Annotated in this window: 12 protein-coding genes; all 12 read left to right on the forward strand. The window is 42.7% G+C overall.

Annotation, left to right across the window (positions count from 1 at the left end; all coding sequences use genetic code 11):
• Positions 1–68: 68 nt before the first annotated feature.
• On the forward strand, positions 69–2,066 hold the full coding sequence (gene tkt / locus IGJ01_RS08280; protein ID WP_429961873.1) for a transketolase: 1,998 nt from the start codon (positions 69–71) through the stop codon (positions 2,064–2,066).
• A gap of 372 nt (positions 2,067–2,438) precedes the next feature.
• Positions 2,439–3,308, forward strand: coding sequence for a glucosaminidase domain-containing protein (locus IGJ01_RS08285; RefSeq protein WP_008379808.1), 870 nt, complete (start codon positions 2,439–2,441; stop codon positions 3,306–3,308).
• Positions 3,309–3,508: 200 nt separating this feature from the next.
• Positions 3,509–4,438 carry a cysteine synthase A gene (gene cysK, locus IGJ01_RS08290; RefSeq protein WP_005236064.1) on the forward strand — a complete coding sequence of 310 codons (930 nt, stop codon included), beginning with the start codon at positions 3,509–3,511 and terminating at the stop codon, positions 4,436–4,438.
• Positions 4,439–4,605: 167 nt separating this feature from the next.
• Complete coding sequence (locus tag IGJ01_RS08295) at positions 4,606–5,046, forward strand: Fur family transcriptional regulator (RefSeq protein WP_005226158.1); 441 nt, start codon at positions 4,606–4,608, stop codon at positions 5,044–5,046.
• Positions 5,043–5,429: a RidA family protein gene (locus tag IGJ01_RS08300; RefSeq protein WP_005236057.1), complete on the forward strand. Its 387-nt coding sequence runs from the start codon at positions 5,043–5,045 to the stop codon at positions 5,427–5,429. The genes IGJ01_RS08295 and IGJ01_RS08300 overlap by 4 nt, the downstream gene beginning before the upstream one ends.
• 111 nt (positions 5,430–5,540) lie before the next feature.
• On the forward strand, positions 5,541–6,242 hold the full coding sequence (locus IGJ01_RS08305; RefSeq protein WP_005236055.1) for a DnaD domain protein: 702 nt from the start codon (positions 5,541–5,543) through the stop codon (positions 6,240–6,242).
• Between the two features lie 24 nt (positions 6,243–6,266).
• Complete coding sequence (nth, locus tag IGJ01_RS08310; protein ID WP_005236053.1) at positions 6,267–6,923, forward strand: endonuclease III; 657 nt, start codon at positions 6,267–6,269, stop codon at positions 6,921–6,923.
• A gap of 594 nt (positions 6,924–7,517) precedes the next feature.
• Entirely contained in the window at positions 7,518–7,892 is a 375-nt protein-coding gene (locus tag IGJ01_RS08315) for an LPXTG cell wall anchor domain-containing protein (protein WP_005236050.1), read from the forward strand.
• A gap of 14 nt (positions 7,893–7,906) precedes the next feature.
• Positions 7,907–8,710: a WxL domain-containing protein gene (locus tag IGJ01_RS08320; protein WP_034872689.1), complete on the forward strand. Its 804-nt coding sequence runs from the start codon at positions 7,907–7,909 to the stop codon at positions 8,708–8,710.
• 42 nt (positions 8,711–8,752) lie between these two features.
• Positions 8,753–9,565, forward strand: a complete 813-nt coding sequence (locus IGJ01_RS08325) for a WxL domain-containing protein (RefSeq protein ID WP_008379817.1) — start codon at positions 8,753–8,755, stop codon at positions 9,563–9,565.
• A 13-nt stretch (positions 9,566–9,578) separates the two neighbouring features.
• Complete coding sequence (locus tag IGJ01_RS08330; protein WP_429967177.1) at positions 9,579–10,706, forward strand: DUF916 and DUF3324 domain-containing protein; 1,128 nt, start codon at positions 9,579–9,581, stop codon at positions 10,704–10,706.
• Position 10,707: 1 nt separating this feature from the next.
• Complete coding sequence (locus IGJ01_RS08335) at positions 10,708–13,761, forward strand: WxL domain-containing protein (protein ID WP_242691946.1); 3,054 nt, start codon at positions 10,708–10,710, stop codon at positions 13,759–13,761.
• The last annotated feature ends 246 nt before the right edge of the window (positions 13,762–14,007 follow it).

Consider the following 14,007-nt stretch of genomic DNA (forward strand, 5'->3'; position numbering starts at 1 on the left):
GCATCTGAATCACGTATAATAAAAGATGTAATAAAGGTAAAAAAAACCTAAATTAGGAGGAACTACCATTGTTTGATAAAATCGATCAATTAGGAGTGAACACCCTTCGTACATTAAGTATCGAAGCCGTACAAAAAGCCAATTCAGGACATCCAGGATTACCGATGGGGGCAGCACCCATGGCCTATGCCTTGTGGACCAAACACTTGAAAGTCAATCCAACGACTTCTCGCAAGTGGGTGGATCGTGACCGTTTTGTTTTGTCTGCTGGACACGGTTCGGCGTTATTGTACAGCTTGTTGCATGTGTCTGGTTACGATGTGACCATTGAGGATCTAAAAAACTTCCGTCAATGGGATAGCCGCACGCCAGGACATCCAGAAGTCGATCACACAGACGGCGTGGAAGCAACCACTGGACCTTTAGGACAAGGGATCGCCATGGCAGTCGGTATGGCAATGGCCGAAGCCCACTTGGCTGCAACCTACAATCGCGACAAGTATCAAGTCATCGATCACTATACCTATGCCTTATGTGGCGATGGGGATTTGATGGAAGGTGTTTCGCAAGAAGCTGCATCCATGGCGGGTCACATGAAATTAGATAAACTGATCGTCTTGTACGATTCAAATGACATTTCCCTAGATGGTCCGACTTCAAAAGCCTTTACAGAAAATGTCGGTGCGCGTTTTGAAGCGTATGGCTGGCAACACATTCTCGTTGAAGACGGCAATGATTTAGAAGCAATCTCAAAAGCGATCGACGAAGCAAAAGCTGAAAGCGACAAACCAACCTTGATCGAAATCAAGACTGTGATCGGATACGGTGCGCCAAATCAAGGCACCTCTGCCGTTCATGGTGCGCCGATCGGTGCCGAAGGCATTTCTGCAGCTAAAGCGATTTATGGTTGGGAATACCCAGAATTTACCGTACCTGAAGAAGTTGCCGCGCGCTTCAAAGAAACCATGATCGATGAAGGGCAAAAAGCTGAAGCCGCTTGGAACGAAACCTTCCGTGCCTATGAAGCAGCCTACCCAGAACTTGCGGCGCAATTCAAACAAGCCTTTGCGGGTGAATTGCCAGCAGATTGGGATGCAACATTACCAAGCTACGAAGTTGGCAGCTCACAAGCTAGTCGGGTTTCTAGCAAAGAGATGATCCAAGCCTTATCCAAAGCCGTCCCTAGTCTCTGGGGTGGATCGGCTGACCTTTCTGGCTCCAACAACACGATGGTGGCAGCAGAAAAAGACTTTGAACCTGGCCAATACGAAGGCCGCAACATTTGGTTTGGTGTCCGAGAATTTGCGATGGCGGCAGCCATGAACGGCATCCAATTGCATGGCGGTACCCGAATCTATGGCGGGACCTTCTTCGTCTTCGTTGATTACTTGCGTCCAGCGGTGCGCTTGTCTGCGATCCAGCATGCACCTGTGATCTATGTCTTGACACATGACTCCGTGGCGGTTGGGGAAGATGGACCGACCCACGAGCCAATCGAGCAATTAGCTAGCGTCCGTTGCATGCCAAATGTCCAAGTGATTCGTCCAGCAGACGGCAACGAAACCCGTGCTGCTTGGAAACTGGCTATGACAACAACGGATAAACCAACGGTCTTAGTCTTAAGCCGACAAAACCTACCAGTGATCGAAGGCACGCAAACCGGTGCGGATGAAAATGTCGCAAAAGGTGGTTACGTGATTTCAAAACAAGCTGGTGAAACACCAGCGGGTATTTTGATCGCCACAGGTTCTGAAGTGAATCTTGCGGTCCAAGCACAAGCTAAATTGGCAGAAGAAGGCATCGATGTATCGGTGGTCTCCTTACCAAGCTTTGATTTGTTTGAAGCACAAAGCTCAGAATACAAAGAAAGCGTCTTGCCAAAAGCAGTGAAGAAACGGGTAGCGATTGAAGCGGCTTCCCCATTTGGTTGGGAACGTTACACCGGTTGCCATGGAAAAGTGATCGCGATCGATCACTTCGGTGCATCAGCACCTGGCGACAAAGTATTAGCAGAATTCGGCTTTAGTGTTGAAAATGTTGTGAATACTTTTAAATCAATCGATTAATTGATCGACAATCAATCAAAGCTAGCACGTTCGAGAATCTTTTCGATTTTCGAGCGTGTTTTTTTCGAGTACTGCTCACTCTGAAAGTGCCAGAGTGACTTATTTAAGGTAGTAGTGGCTAAGGTTTCTGAAAAATGGTTTCACCACAAGATATAGACTCTTTTAAATAGTAAGAGAGAAGCAATACAACCCCATTCTAATAGTTTTTTTAAAAACTTCTCAGTAATTAACAAACTGAGAGGGATGTCTGGGAAGTTTTTTAAAAGTCTTTTGTCGGGTCGGAAGTGAACATTGTTTGCACTGCTAGGCATTTTTCCGTATAATAGCTGTATTGATTTATTTGAAAAAACGTACAGTTACTGGAGGAAAAAGATGGGAAGTTATCAAACAAGAAGTGAAAGACATCATCAACCAAAGAAGACGATGAAAAGACCTAGTAAAAAGGCGGTGGTCTCTTTGATGGGTGCAGGAATGATGTTAGCGCCAATGACGGTCACTTTCGTTCCTCAACAGGTACAAGCTGCTGAGAATCAATATGCGACGCAGGACATCTCAGGGTTCATCGAACAAATTGGCTGGTCAGCACAAGATGTTGCTGTCAACAATGATCTATATGCTTCTGTGATGATCGCTCAAGCGATTTTGGAAAGCGGCTATGGTTCTTCCGCATTATCCAATGCCCCCTATTACAATTTATTTGGGGTCAAAGGCAGTTACAACGGACAAAGTGTGTATATGCCTACCCAAGAGTATTTGAATGGTCAGTGGGTAGAGATGAATGAACCGTTTCGTCAATATAACTCTTATTGGGAATCGTTTCAGGATCATGCGAACGTCTTGCGAAGTACAAGTTTCGCGACAGGGACTGCTCATTACAGTGGTGTCTGGAAAAGCCAAACAACCTCATTTTATGATGCAACGAATTACTTGACGGGACGTTATGCTACCGATCCAGGTTACGCACAAAAACTGAACTGGTTGATCGAAACCTATCAGCTTACACGGTTCGATACAGGAACGACACAAAATACAGCCTGGACAAACACAACTAGCACAACGACCAGCGAAACAACGACGACCACGTATTCAGGTAGTACATCTTCAGCACAGAGCTATCAAGTTGCTTCTGGGGATACGCTTTGGGATATCGCCAACCGATTTGGCACAACCGTTGATGCGTTGATGGCATCGAATGGATTATCCAGTGAGATCATCGTTATCGGACAAGAGTTGATCGTATAAGTAAGTTAAAAACCTTAAGATGGATTGCTACAATTGCAGCCAATCTTAAGGTTTTTTTGACGTGGCAATCAAACTCTGGTCAGTGGAAATAGAACAAAGTATAAAACTATATGAAAAAAAATTTGAAATTGCTTACTTTTTATTCGCAACTCCGAGGTATTTTAGGTAGAATGGAAGAATAAGAACGGGAGGGATTTTCAATGACAAAAATCTATCAATCGGTCAATGAATTAGTTGGTCATACGCCAATCGTCAAATTAAATCATATCGTAGAAGAAGGTTCTGCTGATGTGTATGTGAAATTAGAGTTTTTCAATCCTGGGGGTAGCGTAAAGGACAGAATTGCTTTAGCCATGATTGAAAAAGCCGAAAAAAGCGGCTTATTGAAAGCCGGCGATACGATTATCGAGCCAACCTCAGGAAATACGGGGATCGGTTTAGCCATGATCGGTACGGCAAAAGGCTATCGGGTTGTGTTGGTTATGCCAGAAACGATGAGTATCGAAAGACGGAAAATCGTACAAGCTTATGGTGCAGAGTTGATTTTGACGCCTGGGTCTGAAGGGATCACAGGATCCATTAACAAAGCAAAAGAATTAGCGGAGCAAGACGGCTACTATATGCCATTACAATTTGAAAATCCAGCTAACCCAGAAATTCATGAAAAAACGACAGGAAAAGAAATTGAGGATGCATTTGAATCAAAAGGTTTAGATGCTTTTGTCGCTGGAATCGGCACTGGTGGAACGATCACTGGAGCGGGCAAAGAACTGAAGCGCGTCTATCCTAATTTGAAAATAGTTGGTGTTGAGCCTGCTGAATCTGCGATTTTAGAAGGTGGTAAGCCAGGACCGCATAAGATTCAAGGGATCGGTACTGGATTTGTCCCTAAAGTATTAGATACCGAAATTTATGATCAAGTCATTGCAATTGCCAGTGACGATGCGATGAAAACTGCACGGCAAGTTGGGATGAAAGAAGGGATTTTAGTTGGAATCTCTTCAGGGGCTGCGATCCAAGCTGCTTTACAGGTAGCAAAAGAACTAGGCAAAGGCAAAAAAGTTTTAGCAATCGTGCCTGACAATGGCGAACGTTATTTGTCCACAGCACTGTATCAGTTTGAAGACTAACAATCGAGAGAAAGCAGGCATTGAAATGTCTGCTTTTCTTTCTCGAAAAAAGGGGACGGAAGCGGGCTGAAAAAAGCGTTTTGCCTTTGAAAAAATAAGGAAAGCTGTTTGAATTTTTAGGTTTTACATAGTATGATAGGTGAGATAAGAGAAATGGAGGAACTCCTGTGAGTACGATCTACGATGAAGCGATCAAACGATTAAAACATGAAAATATTCGTATTACACCGCAGCGAGTAGCGATATTAGAGTTTTTAGCCAGTCACGATGCCCATCCGACCGCTGAAGAGATTTATCGAGCGATTGAAGTTCATTTTCCTGGTATTAGTGTCGCAACGGTATACAATAACTTACGTTTGTTCACAGAAATTGGCTTTGTAAAAGAAATGAATTATGGAGATGCCTCCAGTCGTTTTGATTTTACAACGGAGCCTCATTATCATGCTATCTGCCAAAAGTGTGGAAAGATCGCTGATTTTTACTATCCAGGATTGGAAGATGTCGAAATGGCGGCTTCGAAATTAACTGGGTATCAAATAAATAACCATCGACTAGAAGTTTATGGTCTATGTCCCGAATGCCAAGTGAAAGAGGAGGAAACAAAATGAAGATAATTTCTACAGATCAAGCACCACAAGCAATCGGTCCTTATGTTCAAGCAAAAATCGCAAACGGCTTTTTGTTTGCTTCTGGTCAAGTGCCATTAGATCCTGTTTCGGGGGAAGTTGTCGGTACGACGATTGAAGTACAGACTCAGCAAGTATTGAAAAATATCAACGCGATTCTTGAAGCGGCGGAACTTACGCCAGATGACATCGTTAAGACGACATGTTTTTTAAAAAATATGAATGATTTCGTTCCTTTCAATAATACCTATAGCACATTGTTCAATGAAGAGTTACCTGCACGTTCTGCTGTAGAAGTTGCCCGCTTGCCAAAAGATGTTTTGGTTGAAGTTGAGATCATCGCAGCAGTCAAAGAAAAAGCGTAACCAAGAATGAATCGTGGGACGTCCGCCTTTGCGTCGTCCCCTTTTTATTGGATCGATCCTGGACCAAAGGATCATAGAGTTTCAGGTGAATCAAGGAGAAGAGGATACAGTATGGTTTCGTTAAAGGACTATTTAGCAAAAGGGCAAACAACGATATCAAATTTGCTTTTAGAAAATTACCATCATCTTGGATTGACAAATGACGAATTTTTGTTATGGCTGCAGTTGTATCGCAGTCATGAGCAAGGAAATGATTTCCCTGATTTACGTGAGATTGCCTCTGTGATGGGGAGTGATCAAAAAGAAATTTATCATTGGTTAAATCAATTACTTAAAAAAGATGTACTGCGAATGGAATCAAAAAAAGATGCTGCCGGAAAAATGGTTGATTATTATGATTTCACAGGAATCTATGACCGTTTAGAATTTCTCTTGACACAGCAATCGAAAAATGAGGCAGTAGAATCAAATGAAGAAAAAATCCGTGGGTTATATCGCTTGTTTGAAGGCGAGTTTGGTCGGCCATTGTCAGCAATCGAATACCAGCGGATCGGGCAGTGGTTGGATGAGGACCATTACGATCCGGAACTGATTCAGTTTGCTTTGCGAGAAGCGGTTTTGAATCAGGCTTATAGCTTAAATTACATCGATCGTATCTTACTTTCTTGGGAACGTAAGAATATCACGTCGAAAGCGCAAGTTGAGGAAGAACAAAAAAGAAGAAAAAAACAATTTCTTCAAAATGAGAATATTTCACAGGAAGAAGGGCCAATGCCCAAAATCCCTATGCATAATTGGTTAGAAGGAGAGTAACAGACAAGGAGTTCAAATAGTCCTATGATCAGCAAAGAAAAAACAATGATCGCCATCGAAACAATGTACGAGATGTTTCCCGAAGCGCATGGTGAATTGGTATCCAAAAATGCGTTTGAATTATTGATCGCAGTCATTTTAAGTGCGCAAGCAACAGATGTCTCGGTAAATAAAGTCACCCCGGCACTTTTTGAGGCTTATCCTACACCGCAAGCTTTGAGCGAAGCACCTTTAGAAGATGTGATTGCAAAAATCAAGTCGATCGGTCTGTATCGAAACAAGGCAAAAAATATCAAAGCTTGTGCTTCGGAACTATTGCTACGTTTTGGTGGTGAAGTGCCGAAAACAAGAGAAGATTTGGTTTCTTTGCCAGGTGTCGGTAGAAAAACTGCGAATGTGGTACTTGGTGATGCCTATGGGATACCGGCAATCGCTGTCGATACCCACGTCGAACGGGTGTCAAAAAGATTGCGCATTTGTAAATTAGATGCCAATGTACTAGAAGTTGAACAAACGTTGATGAAAAAGATTCCCGAACCATTATGGGTCAAAACCCACCATACGATGATTTTCTTTGGCCGTTATCATTGTACCGCGAGGGCGCCAAAGTGTGAGATTTGCCCGTTGTTGGCGATGTGCCAAGAAGGAAAGCTTCGCATGAAGGGGAAGAAAACCATTTAATGGTGAACATAGACCAAAAGTATCTAGGATCAAGACGCTAAGCGAAATCGCTTAGCGTTTTTTTTTGCACAATTTGATAAAAAAACAGGTAATTAACGTAATACCCTTTATTAAAGCCCTTTCAAGTAACTGGAAAAACATAAGCTTACTGAATTTTTTTGATTACACCACTCAAAATCAGGTGTTTTTCACAAATAGATCGTGTGAGGGGTGATGCTCGATGCGAAATGAACCTTCCAATACGCCTTTTTTTTGAAACTATTTGTAAGCTTAGTATGATGGGCTTCTTTCGCAAAATTTTTACCCTTTCTTTTTATAAAAATGCTTATTTTTGGTCAATAAAAAGGAATATTAATAAGAAAATTCACCCATTGGTGAAAAATAATATTTCAAATCTGTGAAAATCATCAGTATAGTGAACTTTGTCAAAAGTTATAAGTCTTTCTCTGCTATTTTACGAATGACAGAAAAAGCGTTGCACACTTCAAATGATTCTGAAACGATCTCAAAATCATTTTTGTTAACGGGTCTTAGGCAAACGCTGTTTTGAAAAGATCACTTATAAGACGTGGCAAGTATAGAGGAGGAGGGAGAATGAAAGGAGAAAAGGTATGGAAATTAGTTCGTATGGTTCTGTTTTGCACTCTTTTTTATGGGATAACTATTTCTACGGCAGCGGTGAATGCTCAGGAAGTGCAGTCGGTTGAAACAGAAAGCTCTGTGCTCTTTACCGGTGTTTATGAGCCTATTGGGCAACCCGAACCAGCACCGCCAGCAGGCCCTACAGAGAATATATCGCCACCAAACAAGGTAGCAAAACCAGGTGGTATTTTACCAAAGACCAACGAGACAAGAACTTACGGCGTAATCTTTCTTGGATTACTGCTTGTACTGGTTGTATTGTATGTGCAATATACCAAACATCGATCAAAATTTGTGATGGTTAAAAAGAAAAGACAAATAATTTGAAAGCAGGGATTAATTTGAAATTCGTACGATTTGCATCGGCAGCTGTTTTAGCTGCAACTTTATTTACTATTAGCGCGGAAGCCTTCGCTACTGAAAGTGTAACAAACCATGATACAGAAGGGAAAGTTCTCTTTGTACCAAACGATAGCGAAGCGACAGTGGTTCAACCACCAAATCCTGGTCCTAATGGTCCAGATGTAGAGATCAATCCAGTCGGCCCGGAAGGACAAACGGGACCATTGACGATTGCTTACGCACCTACGCTTAATTTCGGTGAGCAAGTGATTTCTAATACCGATCAAGAATATAAGCTAGTGGCTGAATTACACAAGCTAAAAGACGCGGAAGATAGTGAAGAAAGAGTTCCATATGTTTCATTTGCTCAAGTCCAAGATACGCGTGGGACAAATGCTGGTTGGGACTTAAAAGTTTCCTTAAGTGCTTTTGAATCAGGAACACAGAATAATGAACTGACTGGAGCAAGAATTCGTTTTAATTCGCCAAAATTGGAATATAACGGAAGCAACCAAGAAAATGAGCCACAAATTCATGCGGATGGATTGATTTTAGATGCTACAAATAGTGAACGTTCGGTTCTGACTGCTGCTCAAACAAAAGGTGCTGGCGTATCGTCAGTCGTTTGGGGCGATCAGGAAGAAATCAATCGACAAGTAGAAGCAGGTGCAGAGGTTGTTGAAAATGCTGGAATCGAGTTACTTGTTCCTGGATCAACAGCAAAAGACGCTGCTCTTTATGAAGCAACTCTTACTTGGACTTTGGCTGCAACAGCTGGACCGGACGGAGAAACGGTTGAGTAACTTGGTTTTGTACTGAATAAAAAAAGAAAGAAGGAACTAGAAATGAAAAAGATTCGTTTAGCTACGGTCGCTGTATTATCCACCACTTTACTAGCAGGAGGCGTTCAAGCCTTTGCCCAATCTTCATTAGAAACGACTACCGATAACGTTGTAGGGTTTACCTCAGACGGAAGCGATCTAACAGTGGTACAACCGCCAGTCGTGCACCCAGAAGTAGAAACAATCGAACCAACACCGCCAGGACAAACGGGCCCATTTACCATTGCTTATGCACCACAAACATTCGATTTTGGTCAGAATGCTATTTCTACCAGTGATCGTTGGTATTCAATCGTTGCTGATGAGCGTAATTTGGCTGATCAATCAGGGACGACACCGTACGTATCGTTTGCCCAAGTGCAAGATACCCGAGGAACGCATGCTGGTTGGACATTAAATGTTAGTCTAACTGATTTTACTTCTGAATCAGGAGATGTCTTGACTGGGGCAAAAATCAAGTTGGCAAACCCTGAAATCGTGTTCAACAAAGGCGAGGGTGATCGAGACTTACAGCCAAGTGCCGTTATCAATAATGAAGAACAAAATGCGTTGATCCTAGATGTCAACGATCAAGACATTCCTGTCATGCGTGCTTCGGTCGGTCAAGGCGCGGGCGCTTCATCGATTTACTGGGGAGATCAAGAAAAATTGACGGAACAAAATCTTAATAAACAAGAAGGCGAAATGATCAGAAATGATGATATTCAACTATTTGTACCAGGCTCTACCACGCAGCTAGCAACTAACTATACTGCGGAAATGACATGGACGCTAACTGCTTCTGTTGATAGTGGCGGCGAAACAGTAAATCCGTAAGAAGGATCATAGCTTGCAACAAGAAACAACTGGCAGGAATAGTAAATTATTCCTGCCTTTTTTGGAAGGAGAACCACTTTTGACTGAACAACGTATGAGAATGAAATGGATAAAAACGGTTACCTGTGCGGTCATCCTACTATCATTCTTTTTTTCACCAAGAATGAGCTATGCTCAGACAGAATCAGAATTAAACTTTTATGTGACTCCTATCTTACCGGAAAGTCAGCTGGAAGGAGGGGCGTTGGGGTATTTCGATTTAAATCTTGGGGCAGGAGAACGTGATGAATTGGCTTTAGAGATCGAAAATGGTTCTGATCAAGCGATCGAAATAGAAATTTCTGCCCATACGGCATTTACGAATGTGAATGGTGTTGTGGAATACGGCAGGGATGCAGAATCCCCTGATCCGACTTTACCTGCATCAATTGATGAACTGGTAGAGGTGCCTGAAACCGTATCGTTCGATCCATTAGAAAAACGAATCATTTCTTTACCGATTACGATGCCAGAAGAGGAATTTAAAGGGGTTTTGGCAGGTGGCATTCGAATCAAAGAGGTTATTTCGGAAGAGGAGCAAACACAATCTGCTGAAGAAGGATTAGGCATTCGGAACGCATTTTCCTATGTCATTGGTGTGGTAGTAAGCAACAATCGGTCCGCAACGGATCCGGGATTGGAACTGCTTGATGTTTTTGCGGATCAAGTAAACTACCGAAACGTATTTAGTGCTGTTATCCAAAATTATACAGCAACATTTGTCAATCAATTGGAAGTAACAGCTGAAATTCGTTCTGTTGATGGTGAGACGATCTTATATGAAACAAGTCAATCATCTATGCAAATGGCTCCTAATTCACATATGCATTTCCCAATTCCCTTGGATGGCGATCGTTTTCGTAATGGGGAGTATGTATTGAATCTTACTGCGCGGTCAGGAGAGGAAGAGTGGTCTTGGGAACAGATATTTAGCGTAGAGGCAGAAGATGCTCGCCGCTTAAATGAACTCGATGTCACTGTAGATACGTCACTCAATTGGTGGATGATCGCCACGGCTGGTCTAATCAGCTTGCTTCTAATTATTGCGATCATCCTAATTGTTCATAAGAAAAAAAATGCAAAGGAAGGTGGGAAAAGTTGAAATGAAGAATACCCCGCACAAGGTAATAATTGCGATCATTATTGGATTACTAAGTGTGCAAACTTTTTTTCCAAGTCTGAGCAGTATCCTATTGCCGGAAATCCACGCCATCGATCACACGATTGAACCGTTGGACGAAACGCAGAATATGTCCTTGCTTGATAAAGCAACACAACCGATCCAAACAAAAGAATTTGACATCCATCAACCTTTTTTTCAGTTTCCAGTTAGTGTGATTGAAGGTGTCGTGGATCAACCGATCGACGTTTTCGTCGTATCAAGCCAACCTTTAAATGAGATTACGCTAGTTGTAGCGAAAGAAGCAGCGATCGTGGAAGAAGAATTTGCTGCAGAAGTGAAGAATAAGAAGCTGTCTGAAGAAGAACAGGAATGGACGCTTACCTTTGATGAAGAGCTAATGGAGTTCGAGATTCCTATCGTCTTTAATAAAATAGGCGATTATCGACTTTTTATAGGTGAAGCGGAACTAACGATCGAAGTACAGGCAGAAGATGACGGGGAAGAGGACTCGGATGATGATGCAGATAATGAAACGATCGAGACAGAGGTCTCACCATCAGACACGCCTCAGGAAGGGAAACGAACCACGCAACCTTCTAATGACGCGAACCTAAATGAGAATCAGCAAGACACAGAAGCTGACCAAGCAGAAGCAATTGCCCAATTGACAGAACCTGTCACACCGTTAGACGAAATCAGTCACCGGGATGTTTCCAACTGGCAAGAGTTTATGGCGGCAATCGTGAATAGAGAAGTAAATTATATCAATATCGTAAATGACTTTGAATCATCAAACAATCCTACTCAAGGAGTTTCCGGAGTGGCTGCGGGAAGTGCAACTTCCAACCCGTCGAATGGGGTAGCCTATATTTGGACCAATGCTTCTGGAATTTCGCGAACGCTTGTGATCGAAGGCAATGGGTATCAAATCGACTTTAGAGCTGTTGCTGTCGGATTTTATGATAGTACCGTCAATAGTGCAACGCCGTGGGATATCACGTACCAAAATATCGATATCGTTCATGGCAACTATTATGGCTTCATGAATTTTACGAATATGAGTATTCCGCAACAAAATCTATCCAGAATGCGTTACCACAATTTAACCAACGCGGGCAATCAGTTGATCCACTCGTTAGCGACACCTGTTATTATGTCTGGCGAAGTAATATCGCATCAAACTCCGACATATACTTCCAGATCTGGACGTGTGCAAACGATCAATGCAACCAACCAAGCGAATATGGAAGTAACACAATTAGAAATTCTTGATAACGCAACAGTTGACATGTCGACAATAAATTCCGGCAATATCTATTTATATTATGCAACGGGGCGTATGACTATTGGCAATGATGCAAAGATGTCCCTGCGTGCTGCTGGAACAGCCGGTGAGGCTTTTGGAGCAAATATTTATATTGCGAATGGACGGATCAATATCGGTAATCGATCAGAGCTTCATTTGACTGCCCGAGCCAACTCCCCCGCAATCAGTATGTATGCTAGCGGCGCCCACTTTGAAATGTCTGAGGATAGCAAAGTGGTAATCAAAGCTGATGGACGTACCACAAGCCTCAATGGATGGGGCTATAACATTATCTACATGGGTGCTGGAAGCACGATGCTTATTGGAAATAAAAGCAGTGTCGAAATTGATGCAGTGAATCAAGGGACCACCACCTCCGGAGTGATCCATGTAGCCGGTGCCGCCACATTTATTGTTGCTAAAGAAGGAGTCTTGGATATTAAGTCGGACGGAACCAATCCCTCTCATTCCTTGATGACATTTTTGAGCTCGGCCTCAACCTTCACTTTTGCGGATGCACAACGCATCAATTTAGAGAAAACAAGGGCGGTTACCGGAAATGCAGCAAATAGTAGCCTTATTTCGATTTCCGGCAGCGGTGGGCTATTAGATGTGGATATTCAAGCTGCGAAGCAATGGCGGCATGGAAACTTGACGGAGGAACCAGACTTCAGTTGGAGTCCAATCTTCAATTTAAAAGTGAATTTTGCCTCTACCTTGTCATCGATTTCGAATGTTTCTTCCATCTCACAAGAGATCGTTGATCATTTTCGCGCGAATTTTACCACAAGAGCACAACGTATTCTATTTGAATATATTCCAGATGTCGAGGTTCATTTAGAACCATTAACGGAAGATCCGGCACTGGAGGGCTCAAGAATCATTAGGGGAAAAGCCACACCATATAGTGTGATTCGTTTTGACGGAGATCCAGCGATTCCCGCACCGCAACTGCAATCACCCTCTTTTGATGATAACAGCTTGTTTCATCTTCAAGCAGATGCCAATGGTGATTTCAGCTTGACCTTAGCCGAGGGGGATCGGTTTACAAAACATAATACGGTGACGGCTTACGCTTTCTTAAATGGAAAATTTGATACAGCTGAAACAGTTGTTCAAGAGATTGCCACAATGAATCCACGAGATCCGATCGCGCCAGATATTGAAGTGAATCCAGAAAATAAACCGGATATACCAGAACATTTAGGGTTTATCAGTATCGATTTCATCTCCCAGTATAGCTTTGGAGATGTATCAATAAGTGCAGATACCAAACAGTACAAGGCATTGCCACAACGTCTTAGCAGTGCTGATGGCTCAGTAACTGAGGAACGGCCAAATTACGTGCAGATTTCTGACCGGCGCGCTCAATTTACCGGCTGGGAATTAAACGCGACATTATCCGCTGCAGGATTTCGTAATGATCGAGGAGAAGAACTTCGGGGTGCACGAATTATTTTAGAAAATGCAGTTATGCTGACGAATGCCGCCAATTCAGCAATTCCTCCCACTTATAGTGAATCAATGATCCTTGATCCTGGGGTACCCGCTTTGATCGCTGAAGCGGATGCAAATGAAGGAAGCGGTACCTGGATTCAGCGCTACGGGGATATGGGGACGATGGGGGATAGTGTCAAACTTGAAGTACCCATTGGATCAAATCCCCGTAACATGACCTATCAAGCAACGATTGAATGGGAGTTAAGTTTTGTCCCATCTACCGAATGATCGATGCTCAATCTTATCAAATGGAAGCTGTTGACGCCTATGACAGCTTCCATTCTTGATAGGAAGACAGTGAGTAAATCGGTTGAAAAGCAGTGGATTTTAACGCTTTTTTATGGTAGATCACGCTGCTGAGCAAAATCTGCTTAAGCTGGCTAAATCAATCGTTTGCTTCAAAAATAAACACGAAGATACAGAGTTCACCTAAACTCGTGCAAAAACTATTCAAGCAACTTTGAATCAGTTCGT

Origin of the sequence: Enterococcus sp. AZ089 (assembly GCF_050547225.1) — a bacterium.
GTDB lineage: Bacteria > Bacillota > Bacilli > Lactobacillales > Enterococcaceae > Enterococcus_D > Enterococcus_D entomosocium.

What these genes read in the sequence shown, in the direction of transcription:
- cysK (WP_005236064.1), top strand. Translation starts at nt 3,509, where the DNA reads ATGACAAAAATCTATCAATCGGTCAATGAATTAGTTGGTCATACGCCA.
- IGJ01_RS08285 (WP_008379808.1), top strand. Translation starts at nt 2,439, where the DNA reads ATGGGAAGTTATCAAACAAGAAGTGAAAGACATCATCAACCAAAGAAG.
- nth (WP_005236053.1), top strand. Translation starts at nt 6,267, where the DNA reads ATGATCAGCAAAGAAAAAACAATGATCGCCATCGAAACAATGTACGAG.
- IGJ01_RS08335 (WP_242691946.1), top strand. Translation starts at nt 10,708, where the DNA reads ATGAAGAATACCCCGCACAAGGTAATAATTGCGATCATTATTGGATTA.
- IGJ01_RS08315 (WP_005236050.1), top strand. Translation starts at nt 7,518, where the DNA reads ATGAAAGGAGAAAAGGTATGGAAATTAGTTCGTATGGTTCTGTTTTGC.
- IGJ01_RS08305 (WP_005236055.1), top strand. Translation starts at nt 5,541, where the DNA reads ATGGTTTCGTTAAAGGACTATTTAGCAAAAGGGCAAACAACGATATCA.
- IGJ01_RS08325 (WP_008379817.1), top strand. Translation starts at nt 8,753, where the DNA reads ATGAAAAAGATTCGTTTAGCTACGGTCGCTGTATTATCCACCACTTTA.
- IGJ01_RS08300 (WP_005236057.1), top strand. Translation starts at nt 5,043, where the DNA reads ATGAAGATAATTTCTACAGATCAAGCACCACAAGCAATCGGTCCTTAT.